The organism is Kitasatospora sp. NPDC127111 (genome assembly GCF_042677465.1).
Lineage (GTDB): Bacteria > Actinomycetota > Actinomycetes > Streptomycetales > Streptomycetaceae > Kitasatospora.
In genome coordinates this window covers 30,064-43,786 of sequence record NZ_JBHXTG010000036.1, presented here as the reverse complement: position 1 = coordinate 43,786, position 13,723 = coordinate 30,064, and the positions used below count along the sequence as shown (strand labels likewise).

Below are 13,723 nucleotides of genomic sequence, written 5' to 3'. Positions count from 1 at the left end.
GGTGGGTTTCAGGCGCCGGATCGCGGGGAGGACTCCGGACGAGAACCGGAGCCATCTGTCGGCGGACCGGCCGGTGCGGGAAGCAACCAGGACCCCTTCCCGCGCCCCGCGTCCGCACCCAGGACCGCACCGCCCGTGAGCGCACTGGTCAGCGCAGCCCGGGCGGCGCGGCCCGCCCCCGCCGCCAACGCGGCACAGCCCCCGACCGCGGGTGAGCGGTCGGGGGCTGTGCCGTGGTGCGCGACCCGCCGGGCCAGGTGCCGGTCGGGCTCAGTACCAGTGGTGCGACTGCCAGAACGACCAGGCGCCGCAGGGGCTGCCGTAGCGGCTGTTCATGTAGTCCAGGCCCCACTTGATCTGCGTCGCCGGGTTGGTGCGCCAGTCGGCGCCCGCCGAGGCCATCTTGGAGCCGGGCAGCGCCTGCACCAGGCCGTAGGCGCCGGAGCTCTTGTTGGTCGCGGTGTAGTCCCAGCCGCTCTCGCGCTTCACGATCTGACTGAAGCACTGGAACTGCGTGTCGTTGCCGATGATCTGCTGGGCGAGCGCCTGGACCGAGCCGGGGCTGACCGAGACCGCGGGGGCCGAGTCGCCGGAGTCGGTGGCGGCCATCGCCGAGCGGGCCTTGGAGCGGTTGGCGGCGGCCTCGTCGGCCTTGCGCTTCTCCTCGGCCTCCTTGGCGGCCTTCTCCGCGTCGGCCTTGGCCTGCGCGTCGGCGGCGGCCTTCTGGCGCGCGGCCTCCTCAGCGGCCTTCTGCTCGGCCGCGGCCTTGGCGGCGGCGTCCGCGGCGGCCTGCTGGGCGGAGGCCTGCGTGCCGATGTTGTCGCTGATGGTCTGCGCCTGGGCGCCAGAGGGGACTTCGGCAAGCAGGGTCGCGCCGGCGACGTCGACCGTCTGCGTCGTCTTGCCCTCGCTGCCCGAGGCCATGCCCACGACGGCACCGACGGCGGTGACGGCGGTGGCGGAGGCCACAGCAACTCCCCGGACCGAGATCCGAGTCACATGGATTCCTTCCAGCATCGCCCACGCGTGACCGTACGGGCGCAACATGCCCCTTGGCGCTGCCCTCCGTACGGTGCTGGTCACGGGAGGTACTGACCCGGCGCCGGCCGACGTGAGGCGACCAGGCGTTGAGATCGGGCGGCGTACGGCTCAGCGGTGTTCAATTGTGCGTCCACCCACCGGAGTTGGCGGACCGTTCGGACCGGACTCCCGGTCACCCGGAAGCCCGCCACGCCGTACGCGGGGCCTGACAGAACCCTCACCATGCCGCACCGGGCCCTGTCGACGCAATTCCCCCCTGCGTGGCGCATGTCACATTCACCGCGCCGGAGTTCTCCGGACAGAAAGCACTCGATGTGATGAAAGGGACGGGGGCCCGCCCCGTCAGGAGCGGGCCCCACGCCCGGAATTGACCTTATTGTCCGACTATGTACCGGTCGGGCGGATTACGGGTGAATGTCCTCCAGCATCTCCGTGACCAGCGCCGCGATCGGCGAACGCTCGGACCGCGTGAGCGTGATGTGCGCGAACAGCGGATGACCCTTCAGCTTCTCCACCACCGCCACCACACCGTCGTACCGGCCGACCCGGAGGTTGTCCCGCTGCGCCACGTCGTGGGTGAGCACCACCCGCGAGCCCTGGCCGATCCGGGACAGCACCGTCAGCAGGACGTTGCGCTCCAGCGACTGGGCCTCGTCCACGATCACGAAGGCGTCGTGCAGGGAACGCCCCCGGATGTGGGTCAGCGGCAGGACCTCCAACATGCCCCGGGAGATGACCTCCTCGATCACGTCCGGGGTGGTGACGGCGGAGAGGGTGTCGAAGACCGCCTGCGCCCAGGGGCTCATCTTCTCCGTCTCGGAGCCCGGCAGGTAGCCGAGCTCCTGGCCGCCGACCGCGTACAGCGGCCGGAAGACCATCACCTTGCGGTGCTGCCGCCGTTCCAGCACGGCCTCCAGGCCGGCGCAGAGCGCCAGTGCGGACTTCCCGGTGCCGGCCCGGCCGCCCATCGAGACGATGCCGACCTCCGGGTCGAGCAGCAGGTCCAGCGCGACCCGCTGCTCGGCGCTGCGCCCGCGCAGGCCGAACGCCTCGCGCTCCCCGCGCACCAGCCGGACCCGGCCGTCGCCGGTGACCCGGCCCAGCGCCCGGCCGCGCTCCGAACTGAGCACCAGTCCGGTGTGGACGGGCAGCTCGGCGGCCCCCTCGATGTCCACCGCGGCGTCATGGCCGGCCGCGAACAGCGCGTCCACGTCGGCGGCGGGGACGTGCAGCTCGGACATGCCCGTCCAGCCCGAGGTGATCGCCAGCTCGGCCCGGTACTCCTCGGCGAGCAGGCCGACCGAACTGGCCTTGATCCGGAGCGGGAGGTCCTTGGAGACGACGGTGACGTCGTACCCCTCGGCCTGCAGGTTGCGGGCGACCGCCAGGATCCGGGTGTCCGCCTCGCCGCCGGCCCGGTAGCCGACCGGCAGTATCGACAGGTCGGAGTGGTTGAGCTCGACCCGGATGGTGCCGCCGAGCTCGCCGACCGGGATCGGCTCGTCGAGCCGGCCGAAGCGGATGCGGTAGTCGTCGAGCAGTCGCAGCGCCTGGCGGGCGAAGTAACCCAGCTCCGGGTGGTGCCGCTTGGCCTCCAGCTCGGTGACCACGACCACCGGCAGGACGACCTCGTGCTCCTCGAAGCGGGTCATGGCGAGCGGGTCCGCCAGGAGCACGCTGGTGTCGAGAACGTACGTGCGCCGGTCTGGTGTCCGGCGGCTCTTGGAACTGACCACTAGGCCTCCAGGGCGGATGACCCTGCGTCATCCGCGGCAAGCCGGCCCCCGCTGCCCCGGTGGCCTCGGGGCCGGTCTGGAGGGAGTATTCCCAGGCGAGGGGCGGTGCATTCGCGCCCCCGGCGAACTGACGGATCATTGCCGGTGAACGTTTGGCCTCGCGCCGCGGCCGGGTAGGCCAGCTCCTACGGGGTGATCGTCCCTGGGGCTCCGGAGGGTCAGAGCCCCAGCCGCCGGTTCCGCTGCTCGAACGCGCGCAGCGCCCGCAGGAAGTCGACCTTGCGGAAGGCCGGCCAGTAGGCCTCGCAGAAGTAGAACTCGCTGTGCGCGCTCTGCCAGAGCAGGAAGCCGGAGAGCCGCTGCTCGCCCGAGGTGCGGATGATCAGGTCCGGGTCGGGCTGGTTCTTGGTGTAGAGGTGCTCCGCGATGTGCTCGACGTCGAGGATCTCGGCCAGCTCCTCGATCGAGGTGCCCCGCCCGGCGTGCTCCTGGAGCAGCGAGCGGACGGCGTCGGCGATCTCGTGCCGGCCGCCGTACCCGACGGCCACGTTGACCGTGATGCCCTCGATCCCGGCGGTCTCCTCGGCGGCCCGCTTGAGCACGTCCGCGGTGTGCTGCGGCAGCAGGTCCAGGGCGCCGACCGGGTGGATCCGCCAGCGGCGGGCGGCGGCCAGGTTGGTGACGGCGTCCTCGATGATCCCGAGCAGCGGGACGAGCTCGTCGGCCGGCCGGGAGAGGTTGTCGGTGGAGAGCATCCACAGGGTGACGACCTTGACGTGGGTCTCGTCGCACCAGCCGAGGAACTCGCTGATCTTGTCCGCGCCGCGCTGGTGGCCGTACGCGGTGGAGCCGCCGGTCGCCTTCGCCCAGCGGCGGTTGCCGTCGAGGATCACGCCGATGTGGTGCGGGGTGCGGGCGAGGTGGACCTCGACGCGGCGCCCGTAGAGGCCGTACATACCGTCCAGCAGGGTGCGCAGACCCGGCGTGCGTTCGACGACATCGCGCAGACCCATGGTTTTCGGCCCCTCCTGAACTCTTCACCGGGGTACGTCACGACCCCCGGCGCAGCCTACTCCGGCCCGGACGCACCCGGTAAAGCCGCAGGTAGCGGTCAGGTCACGGTCCTGCGCTGAAACTGTTGCGGCCGGCGTGGCGGGGGTGGCCGGAAGGCACCCACCGGCACTCCGGGCGGCCGCCGGGGCGACGGCTACGGAACGGTATCCGATTCCTTAAAGGATCCGTAAGCCGACGATCGATGCTTGACGACCCGCAATGGTCTAGTCCAGCTTGTGAACCCAGGGCGGGACGCGCACCGGACCCCCGCCCCCCAACGGCAGTACTGCGGACGCAATGCCCTCCCCCACACGCGGCCGCCGCGACCCCCACCGCGGCGGCCGCTCCTCCCCCAGGAGCGCCCCTCCATGGCCCGTACGCTGAACCAGCCCGCGCACCGACGCCGGCGCAGCACCCTCCCGGCCCTCGCCGCCGGAGCCACCGCCCTCGCCCTCGCCGGCGGCGGCCTCGCCCTCTTCGCCGGCGGCGCCACCGCCGCCGCCGGGAACCTGGTCACCAACGGCGGCTTCGACTCCGGCTCGCCGGCCGGCTGGTCGTGCACCGGCGCCGCGACCGTCGTCTCCGCCCCGGTCCACTCCGGCGCCGGCGCGCTGCAGGCCACCCCGGGCGCGGCGGACACCGCCGAGTGCACCCAGACCGTCAGCGTGCTGCCCAACACCAGCTACACGCTGAGCGCCTGGGTCCAGGGCCCGTACGTCTACCTCGGCGCGCGCGGCACCGGCGGCGCCGAGCCGAGCACCTGGTCCAACCAGAGCAGTTGGAACCAGCTCTCCTCCACCTTCACCACCGGCGCCAACGTGAACAGCATCACGCTGTACCTGCACGGCTGGTACGGCCAGAGCGCCTACCTCGCCGACGACGTCGTGCTGAGCGGCCCGGGCGGCACCTCGACGCCGACCCCGACCGCCACGCCCACGCCCACGCCGACCGCCACGGCCACCGCCACCGCCTCGCCCACGGCCACCGCGACCCCGACGGCGACGGCGACCCCGACCGCCACGCCGACCCCCACGGCCACCACCACCGCCACCACGCCGCCGGCCACCGGGCTGCCCAAGCACGTGCTCACCGGTTACTGGCACAACTTCGACAACGGCGCGACCGTCCAGAAGCTGGGCGACGTCCAGAGCGCCTACGACATCATCGCGGTCTCCTTCGCCGACGCCGTCCCGGCCAAGGCCGGCGCGATCAGCTTCACCCTCGACCCGGCGCTCTCCAAGGCCCTCGGCGGCTACACCGACGCGCAGTTCCGCGCCGACGTGAAGGCCAAGCAGGCGGCCGGCAAGAAGGTCATCCTCTCCATCGGCGGCCAGAACGGCGCCATCACCGTCGGCGACGCCACCGCCGCGGCCGCGTTCACCGACAGCGCCTACGCGATCATCAAGGACTACGGCTTCGACGGCATCGACGTCGACCTGGAGAACGGCGTCAACCCGACCTACCTCGGCAACGCGCTGCACGCCCTGCAGGCCAAGGCCGGTCCGGGCTTCGTCCTGACGATGGCCCCGGAGACCATCGGGATGTACAGCACCGCCGGCGCCTACTTCCAGCTGGCCCTGAACACCAAGGACATCCTGACCGTCGTCAACACCCAGTTCTACAACTCGGGCGGCATGAACGGCTGCGACGGCAAGGTCTACAACCAGGGCACCATCGACTTCATCACCTCGCAGATCTGCACCCACATCCAGGGCGGCCTGCGACCCGACCAGGTCGGCATCGGCGTCCCGGCCTCCGGCAGGGCGGCCGGCGGCGGCTACGTCTCGCCGGCCGTGGTGAACGACGCGCTGGACTGCCTGGCCACCGGCAGGAACTGTGGCAGCTTCGTCCCGCCGGCCAAGTGGCCCACCATCCGCGGCGCGATGACCTGGTCGACCAACTGGGACGCCAACAACGGGAACGCGTTCTCCAACGCGGTCGGCCCGTTCGTCCACCAGATGCCGTAACTCCCCACGACGCGCCGCTCCTTGAGGGTGGAGCTCGCGCGCCGTCGGCGGGCCCGCCGTACCCCACCCGGTACGGCGGGCCCGTTCGCGCCGCCGCCCCGCGGCAGCCGCCGCCGCTACCCCTGCAGCAGTACGGCGGCGAGCGTGCCGAGCAGCAGGAAGGGGCCCATCGGCACGTCCAGCCCGCGCACCGGGCCGCGCCGGACCACGGCCACCGCCGCCCGGCCGACCGCCCAGAGCCCGGAGAGCACCGCGGAGGCGAACAGCCCGGCGAAGGCCGCGGACCAGCCGTACCGGCCGAGCAGCGCGCCCAGGCCGAGCGCCAGGACGGTGTCCCCGGCGCCCATCAGCCCGAACCAGCCCGGCAGTTCGAACAGCGCGGCGGCGGCCAGCGCCACCAGCAGGCAGCGCAGCAGCACCCCCGGGCGGCCCGCCGCCAGCTCCAGCACCACCAGCAGCAGCGCCAGTCCGGCCGCCAGCGTCCAGCTCAGCGGGTACGGCAGCCGGCGCACCCGGGCGTCGGTGAAGCCCAGCACCACGCCCGGACCGGCCGCCCAGAGCAGCAGCACCGCGTCGGCCGGGTGGGCCGCCGAAAGGGCCGCCGCCACCACGACCACCGTCACCGCCTCGACCAGCCCGGGCCGCGGGCCCAGCCGCTCCCGGCAGCCCGGGCAGCGCCCGTTCGGCGGCAGACCGCGCAGCGCCCGGGTACAGCCCGGGCAGGCGGTGCACCACGGCTCGCCCTCCGGCACGGCGTACCGCACCACCAGTCCGCGCAGCGCCGGCGCCGCCAGCAGACCGGCCAGCAGCGCCCCGACCACGGTGGCGATCACCGCGCCCCCCTCTTCTCGGGTACCACCGGACACATCATCCACGGCCGGCCGCGGTGTCCCCTCCCGCGACGCCGGCCCCGGCGCCGACCACCTGCGGGCCGGAGGACCGAGGACCTCCGGCGAGAAGCCCGGCACCCTCGCGGACGGCCGGCCCCGGCAGCAGTGTGCGGTCTATCTCGTCCCGGCCGGTACTCCGCCGGAGTTCCTCGTCTTCGGCAGCGTTCCGGACACCGGGCCCCTGATCTGGAAGGCCGGCTGACGACTCCGCCTCGGTATCGAAGGGGCCCCTCGCAGGCGGTCCGGCGCGTGTCCCGGAACGCGCGCCGGACCGCCCCGGCATGGCCCTAAAGTAGGCAGGCATGCAGGTCATCCAGTCCAGCAAGCTCGCCAACGTCTGCTACGACATCCGCGGCCCGGTGCTCGACGAGGCGATGCGGCTGGAGGAGCAGGGCCACCGCATCCTGAAGCTCAACACCGGCAACCCCGCCGTGTTCGGCTTCGACGCGCCCCCGGAGATCCTCCAGGACATCCTGCGCAACCTCTCCTCCGCGCACGGGTACGGCGACTCCAAGGGCCTGCTCTCGGCCCGCCGCGCCGTGGTCATGCACTACGAGGAGCGCGGCCTGCACGGCCTCACCGTCGAGGACGTCTTCCTCGGCAACGGCGTCTCCGAGCTGATCCAGCTCGCCATGACGGCGCTGCTGGACGACGGCGACGAGGTGCTCGTCCCGGCGCCGGACTACCCGCTCTGGACGGCCTCGGTCTCGCTGGCCGGCGGCACCGCCGTGCACTACCGCTGCGACGAGCAGTCCGAGTGGTACCCGGACCTCGCCGACATCGAGGCCAAGGTCACCGACCGGACCAGGGCGATCGTGGTGATCAACCCGAACAACCCGACCGGCGCGGTCTACCCGCGCGAGGTCCTGGAGGGCCTGGTCGAGATCGCCCGCCGGCACAAGCTGGTGGTCTACGCGGACGAGATCTACGACAAGATCCTCTACGACGACGCCGAGCACGTCCCGCTGGCCACGCTGGCCCCGGACCTCTTCTGCGTCACCTTCAACGGCCTCTCCAAGGCGTACCGGGTGGCCGGCTTCCGCTCGGGCTGGATGGTGCTCTCCGGCGACCGGCACCGCGCCCGCAGCTACATCGAGGGCCTGACCGTGCTCGCCTCGATGCGCCTGTGCGCCAACATGCCGGCCCAGCACGCGGTCGCCGCGGCGCTGGGCGGCCGGCAGTCGATCCGGGACCTCGTCCTGCCGGGCGGGCGGCTGCTGGAGTCCCGGGACGCCGCCCACCGGCTGCTCAACGAGATCCCCGGGGTCAGCTGCGTCAAGCCGAAGGGCGCGCTGTACGCCTTCCCCCGGCTGGACCCGAAGGTCTACAAGATCAAGGACGACGCCCAGATGGTGCTGGACCTGCTCCGCGCCGAGCGGATCCTGCTGGTCCAGGGCACCGGCTTCAACTGGCCCGAGCCGGACCACTTCCGCCTGGTCACCCTCCCCCGCGCCGAGGACATCACCGACGCCGTCACCCGCATCGGCGACTTCCTCAGCGGCTACACCCAGCCGTAGCGGGCTGCGGGGGCCGTAGGGCGCGTTGCCGCACCGGCGCGACGACACGACGGCGCGCCGTCGTGTCGTCGCGCCGTCGCGTCGACGTGGCAGTGCGTCGGCGGGTCGGCGCGGCAGCGCGTCGCCGGTCGCACCGCCGCCCGGAAAGGCTTACGGCCGGAGCTCCGGTCCGGACGATCTCCTTGGTCGGGGAAAGATCGTCCGGCGGAACTCCGGCCGTCCTGTCGCTCGGTCAGCGCGCGATTCGTGCCACGCACCGCCGATGAACCGGCTGAGGCTCAGGCTCAGCCGAGACGCGCGACGAGGTCTCGGTACTCATCCCACAGCGCGGTGGGGGTGTGGTCGCCGAACAGCTCCAGGTGGGCCGGGACGAGCGCGGCCTCCTGGCGCCAGATGTCGGCGTCGACGGTGAAGAGCAGGTCGAGGTCCTCCTTCGACAGCTCCAGGCCGTCCAGGTCGAAGCCCTCGACGGTCGGCAGCACGCCGATCGGGGTCTCGACGCCCTCGCCGGTGCCCTGCAGGCGCTCGACGATCCACTTCAGCACGCGGCTGTTCTCGCCGTAGCCGGGCCAGACGAACTTGCCCTCGCCGTTCTTGCGGAACCAGTTCACGTAGTAGATCTTCGGCAGCTTCTCGGCGTCCGCCTCGGCGCCGACCTTCAGCCAGTGGGCGAAGTAGTCGCCCATGTTGTAGCCGCAGAACGGCAGCATCGCGAACGGGTCGCGGCGCAGCTCGCCGACGGTGCCCTCGGCCGCGGCGGTCTTCTCCGAGGCGATGTTGGCGCCCAGGAAGACGCCGTGCTGCCAGTCGAAGGACTCGGTCACCAGCGGGACGGCGGTGGCGCGGCGGCCGCCGAAGAGGATGGCCGAGATCGGCACGCCCGCCGGGTCCTCCCACTCGGGGGCGATGGTCGGGCACTGCGCGGCCGGGACGGCGAAGCGGGCGTTCGGGTGGGCGGCCGGGGTGCCGGACTCCGGCGTCCAGTCGTTGCCGCGCCAGTCGGTGAGGTGGGCCGGCGGCTCCTCGGTGAGGCCCTCCCACCACACGTCGCCGTCGTCCGTCAGGGCGACGTTGGTGAAGACGGTGTTGCCCCAGAGCGTGTCGATGGCGTTGGCGTTGGTGTCCACGCCGGTGCCGGGGGCGACGCCGAAGAAGCCGGCCTCGGGGTTGATGGCGTACAGGCGGCCGTCGGCGCCGAAGCGCATCCAGGCGATGTCGTCGCCGATCGTCTCGACCTTCCAGCCCGGGATGGTCGGCTGGAGCATGGCCAGGTTGGTCTTGCCGCACGCGGACGGGAAGGCCGCCGCGACGTACTTCGCCTCGCCCGCCGGCGGGGTGAGCTTGAGGATGAGCATGTGCTCGGCCAGCCAGCCCTCGTCGCGGGCCATGGTCGAGGCGATGCGCAGCGCGTAGCACTTCTTGCCGAGCAGGGCGTTGCCGCCGTAGCCGGAGCCGAAGGACCAGATCTCCTTGGTCTCCGGGAAGTGCGAGATGTACTTGGTGCTGTTGCACGGCCACGCCACGTCCGCCTGGCCCTCGGCAAGCGGAGCGCCGACGGTGTGGACGGCCTTGACGAAGTCGCCGTCCTCGCCGAGCTGGTCCAGCACGGCCTTGCCCATGCGGGTCATGACCCGCATCGACACGGCGACGTACGCGGAGTCGGTGATCTCGACGCCGTACGCGGCCAGCGGGGAGCCGACCGGGCCCATCGAGAAGGGCACCACGTACATGGTGCGGCCCTTCATCGCGCCGCGGAACAGGCCCTCGGCGCCCTGGAAGATCTCCCGCATCTCGGCGGGGGCCTTCCAGTTGTTCGTCGGGCCGGCGTCCTCCTCCTGCTCGGAGCAGATGTAGGTGCGGTCCTCCACGCGCGCCACGTCCGTGGGGTCCGAGGCGGCGTAGTAGGAGTTGGGGCGCTTCTCCTCGTTGAGCTTCTTGAAGGTGCCCTGAGCCACCAGCAGGTCCGCGAGGCGCTGGTACTCCTCGTCGGAGCCGTCGCACCACTCGATGCGGTCCGGCTGGGTGAGCTCGGCGATCTCGCTCACCCACGCGAGCAGGCGCTGGTGGCGGGTGGGCGCGGATGCGCTGAGAGCAGAGATCTCGTACGACACGATCGCTCCGTTTCGCGCCATCTCGGCGAGGAGGCGGCGTAGCGGGGGTCTGAGGGTGCTTGCAGCGTAGCTCCGGCATCCGGGCCCGAGTACGGCGCAGCGGTGAAATTGACGCATCTTTTACTACATTCAGTATGGTTACTGGTTGGTAACCGCTCGCTTTCGGCCCGCCGAAGACCCTTCGAGCACCGCTTCGAACACTCCAAAACGTCCAACTAGTGACGATCGCCACTTCCTACGTGCCAGTAACCTACGGAGCCGTAGGTAGCGGATAACATGCTGCCCATGACTGCTGAGCTCCTGGAGAGCACGGAGCGTGCCGAGAGCAAGCCGAAGTGGCGCGGCTGGCTGCACGCCGGGATGTTCCCCGCCGCGGTGGCCGCCGGGATCGTCCTGATCTGCCTGGCCGACTCCACACCCGCCAAGATCGCCTGCGCGATCTACTCGGTCAGCGCCTGGCTGCTGTTCGGGGTCAGCGCGGTCTACCACCGCTTCACCTGGGGCCCGCGCGGCGACGCCGTGCTGCGCCGGCTCGACCACGCGAACATCTTCCTGATCATCGCCGGCACCTACACCCCGTTCACCATCCTGCTGCTGGACGGCGCCGCGCAGCAGCTGCTGCTCTGGGCGGTCTGGGGCGGCGCACTGGCCGGGATCGCGTTCCGGGTGTTCTGGGTCGGCGCGCCGCGCTGGCTGTACACGCCGGTGTACATCGCGCTGGGCTGGGCCGCCGCGTTCTTCCTGCCGGAATTCCTGCACGCCGGCGGGGTCGCGGTGCTGGTGCTGATGATCGTCGGCGGGGTGCTCTACAGCGTCGGCGGCGTGGTGTACGGGCTCAAGCGGCCCGACCCGTCACCGCGCTGGTTCGGCTTCCACGAGGTGTTCCACGCCTTCACCCTCGGGGCCTTCATCGTGCAGTACGTCGGCGTCTCACTGGTGGCGTACAGCGCGACCAGCTGAGCCGGGCGCCCCGGGACGGGCGGCCGACCGGTCCAGCGACCGGGCGGCCGCCCGTTCCGCCGTCCAGCCCGTGGCCCAGTCCGCCGAGCGCTCCGCCCTCCAGTCGGGCTTCCGGTCCGCCGAGCGCTCCGCCGTCCGGTCGGGCTTCCGGTCGGGCTTCCGGTCCGCCGTCCGGTCCGGGGCGGGACGGGCCTCCGGCCGGTACCCGCGCACCGACCGCGGACGGGAGCGGGCCTCGCGCGCGTCCAGCGCCTCGCGGGCCCGGCGGCAGCGCTCGCAGTGCGCCGCGTCCGGGCTCCCGCCGGCCGCCTGGTGGCCGCGCGGCGCGACCGGCCGGCGCAGCCGCTGCCAGCGCCGGCCGACGTACACCATCAGCAGCAGCACCTCGACCCCGGCGACGGCCAGTACCAGCGCGGCGCCGTTGATCAGATATCCGGCGACCACGGCCAGGGCCGAGCCCACCACCACTGCCGCGCCCCAGATCTGGGCGGTCGACTCCCTCTCGGCCATCCGATCTCCCCTTCCTGCGCCGGGCTCGCGCTCCTGCGCCGGGCTCGTGGTCGGCTCCTGCCGCCCCACCCCTTCTCCGCTCTCGGCACGCTTCGTCCGCTCTCGGCACGCTTCGGCCAGCACTGACCGATTGCCACATGGTATCTACCGACAGTCACCCGGGGCCGCCCCGGAGCGGCGAACGACAGATCAACGTTGCGTCAATTCCCCGTGCGGAACACGCACTTCCAGAACACATCACCCAACGTGAGGAGATCCGGCGCCACCGGGCGTATTGACGGCGACCATCTTTTGGGAGTTACTGTCATTTGACAGGGACTCCCCTGTCGCCGTGCCCGCCTCCGGAGGTCGCCCGTGTCCACCACCCCCGCCCCGCCCGGGCCCAACCCCCGGCGCTGGCTCGCACTGGTCGCCGTCGCGCTGAGCGTCCTGGTGATCAGCTTCGACATGACGATCCTCAACGTCGCCCTGCCCACCCTGGCCTCCCAGCTCCAGGCCACCACCGGGCAGCAGCAGTGGATCGTCGACTCCTACACCGTCGTCTTCGCCGCCGTGATGCTCCCGGCCGGCCTGATCGGTGACCGGTTCGGCCGCCGCCGCACCCTCACCGTCGGCCTGGCCCTGTTCGGCCTCGCCTCCGCCGTCGGCATGCTCGCCGACAGCCCCGGCACCCTGATCGCCGCGCGGGCGGCGATGGGCCTGGCCGGCGCGCTGGTCATGCCGATGTCCATGGCCGTGATCCCGGGGCTGTTCCCGGCCGGCGAGCAGCGCCGCGCCACCGCGATCCTGGCCGCCTCGCTCGCCGCCGGCGCCCCGCTCGGCCCGCTGATCGGCGGCTTCCTCCTCCAGCACTTCTGGTGGGGCGCCGTCTTCGCGGTCAACGTCCCGCTGACCGCCGTCGGCATCACCGCCTGCGTGCTGCTGCTCCCGGAGACCCGCGACCCCGCCGCGCCCCGGATCGACCTGCCCGGCACCGCGCTCGGCGCGGGCGGGCTGGCCGCGCTCACCTTCGGCATCATCGAGGGCCCCGGCCGCGGCTGGACCGACCCGCTGGTGGCCGGCACGCTCGGCGGCTCGGTGGTCGCCCTCACCGTCCTGGTGCTGCGCAGCCGCCGGCAGCGCGACCCGATGCTCGACCTGCGGCTCCTCGCCGACCCCACCTTCCGCTGGTCGACGGTGGCCGCCACGCTGGTCTCGCTGGTGCTGTTCGGCGCCTTCTTCGTCCTGCCGCTGTACTTCCAGAGCGTGCTCGGCGCCGACGCCCTCGGCACCGGCCTGCGCCTGATGCCGATGATGCTCGGGCTGATGGTGGCCGCCAAGCTCAGCGACCGGCTGGTCGCCCGGACCGGCCCGCGGGTGGTGATCACCCTCGGGCTGGCCCTGCTGGCCGCCGCACTGCTGCTCGGCAGCCGCACCGACAGCTCCGACGGGTACGGCCCGGCCGCGGTCTGGCTCGTCCTGCTCGGCCTCGGCATGGGCCTGTCGCTCATCACCGCCCAGGCCTCCGCCCTGCTCACCCTGCCGCCCGCCAAGGCCGGCGTCGGCTCCGGACTGATCCAGACGCTGCGCCAGGTCGGCGGGGCGATCGGGGTGGCGGTGTTCGGCAGCCTGCTGGCCGCCGCCTACCGGGGCGCGTTGGACACCGCGGCACTGCCCGCCGACTCCGCCCACCGGGCCGGGCAGTCGGTGGTCGCCGCCGACGCCGTGGCCTCCGCCACCGGGAACCCGGCGCTGACCGCCTCCGCGCACGCCGCGTACGTCCACGGCATGACGGTGGTGCTGCTGGTCTCGGGGGTCATCGCGGCGCTGTCCGCCGTACTGGTCGCGCTGCGGATGCCCGCCGCCGAACCGCGCCCGGCGGGCGAGCGGGGCGAGGCCGGCGAGGCCGGGCCCCCGTCCGGAAGCACCGCCGTGCCCGCCGCCGATCACGGATAATCG

General features: G+C 72.5%; 10 protein-coding genes. 4 read left to right on the top strand and 6 right to left on the bottom strand.

Features of this window, described 5'->3' with window-relative positions:
- Positions 1-270 precede the first annotated feature (270 nt).
- From ACFVHB_RS21920 to ACFVHB_RS21910, 3 genes are all read right to left on the bottom strand, one after another.
- The gene (locus ACFVHB_RS21920; protein WP_380324670.1) at positions 271-999 is read right to left on the bottom strand and encodes a transglycosylase SLT domain-containing protein; all 729 of its coding nucleotides are present in this window, start codon (positions 997-999) and stop codon (positions 271-273) included.
- A 446-nt stretch (positions 1,000-1,445) separates the two neighbouring features.
- Positions 1,446-2,777, bottom strand: a complete 1,332-nt coding sequence (locus ACFVHB_RS21915; protein ID WP_380324667.1) for a PhoH family protein — start codon at positions 2,775-2,777, stop codon at positions 1,446-1,448.
- A gap of 218 nt (positions 2,778-2,995) precedes the next feature.
- Positions 2,996-3,790: an isoprenyl transferase gene (locus ACFVHB_RS21910; protein ID WP_380324664.1), complete on the bottom strand. Its 795-nt coding sequence runs from the start codon at positions 3,788-3,790 to the stop codon at positions 2,996-2,998.
- A gap of 408 nt (positions 3,791-4,198) precedes the next feature.
- Here ACFVHB_RS21910 and ACFVHB_RS21905 point away from each other — a divergent pair, with 408 nt between their 5' ends.
- Complete coding sequence (locus ACFVHB_RS21905) at positions 4,199-5,797, top strand: chitinase (RefSeq protein ID WP_380324661.1); 1,599 nt, start codon at positions 4,199-4,201, stop codon at positions 5,795-5,797.
- A 116-nt stretch (positions 5,798-5,913) separates the two neighbouring features.
- Here the strand turns inward: ACFVHB_RS21905 and ACFVHB_RS21900 are convergent, their stop codons facing one another.
- Positions 5,914-6,630, bottom strand: a complete 717-nt coding sequence (locus tag ACFVHB_RS21900; RefSeq protein WP_380324658.1) for a prepilin peptidase — start codon at positions 6,628-6,630, stop codon at positions 5,914-5,916.
- A 359-nt stretch (positions 6,631-6,989) separates the two neighbouring features.
- Between ACFVHB_RS21900 and ACFVHB_RS21895 the strand changes: the two genes are divergently transcribed.
- Positions 6,990-8,204, top strand: a complete 1,215-nt coding sequence (locus ACFVHB_RS21895; RefSeq protein ID WP_380324654.1) for a pyridoxal phosphate-dependent aminotransferase — start codon at positions 6,990-6,992, stop codon at positions 8,202-8,204.
- Between the two features lie 284 nt (positions 8,205-8,488).
- On the opposite strand, the gene ACFVHB_RS21890 is transcribed toward ACFVHB_RS21895, so the two are convergent.
- Positions 8,489-10,315: a phosphoenolpyruvate carboxykinase (GTP) gene (locus ACFVHB_RS21890; protein WP_380324651.1), complete on the bottom strand. Its 1,827-nt coding sequence runs from the start codon at positions 10,313-10,315 to the stop codon at positions 8,489-8,491.
- Between the two features lie 276 nt (positions 10,316-10,591).
- Here ACFVHB_RS21890 and ACFVHB_RS21885 point away from each other — a divergent pair, with 276 nt between their 5' ends.
- The gene (locus tag ACFVHB_RS21885; RefSeq protein ID WP_380324648.1) at positions 10,592-11,275 is read left to right on the top strand and encodes a hemolysin III family protein; all 684 of its coding nucleotides are present in this window, start codon (positions 10,592-10,594) and stop codon (positions 11,273-11,275) included.
- Here the strand turns inward: ACFVHB_RS21885 and ACFVHB_RS21880 are convergent.
- A complete protein-coding gene (locus ACFVHB_RS21880) occupies positions 11,246-11,785 on the bottom strand; it encodes a hypothetical protein (protein WP_380324645.1) in 540 nt (179 codons plus the stop codon). The genes ACFVHB_RS21885 and ACFVHB_RS21880 overlap by 30 nt on opposite strands.
- 354 nt (positions 11,786-12,139) lie before the next feature.
- On the opposite strand from ACFVHB_RS21880, the gene ACFVHB_RS21875 reads away from it, so the two are divergent.
- Positions 12,140-13,720 carry an MFS transporter gene (locus ACFVHB_RS21875; RefSeq protein WP_380324642.1) on the top strand — a complete coding sequence of 527 codons (1,581 nt, stop codon included), beginning with the start codon at positions 12,140-12,142 and terminating at the stop codon, positions 13,718-13,720.
- The last annotated feature ends 3 nt before the right edge of the window (positions 13,721-13,723 follow it).